This window comes from Brevundimonas sp. (assembly GCF_018608325.1).
Lineage (GTDB): Bacteria > Pseudomonadota > Alphaproteobacteria > Caulobacterales > Caulobacteraceae > Brevundimonas.
Map to the genome: position 1 here is coordinate 2,889 of NZ_JABAZW010000156.1, position 285 is coordinate 3,173.

1 protein-coding gene is annotated in these 285 nt (G+C 72.3%); it reads left to right on the forward strand.

Annotated features, from left to right (window positions below):
• Positions 1-285, forward strand: a 285-nt coding sequence (locus tag QZ281_RS15540; RefSeq protein ID WP_292229904.1) for a histidine kinase dimerization/phospho-acceptor domain-containing protein, incomplete at both ends; no start/stop codon positions are given.

A 285-nucleotide genomic window follows, 5' to 3' on the forward strand; every position in this document is an offset into this window, starting at 1 on the left:
CGGGGGGCCCGAGCGGCGCGGGCTTGCCCGGGTTGCTCACGTCGAACGTCTCGAAGCCGAAGCCGCCCGTCGCGAAGGCGACGCCATCGCCCACGACCTGCGCTCGCCCCTGACGCGGATGCGGGCCAAGCTGGAGGTGGCCCTGATCGACGCCGAGGCGGGCAAGATCGACGGGGTGGATGCGCTGGGCATCGCGCTGGACGAAGCCGACCACCTGCTGAAGACCTTCAACACCGTGCTGGCCATCGCGCGTCTGCAGGCGGGCGGGGCGCCAGACCCCAAGGT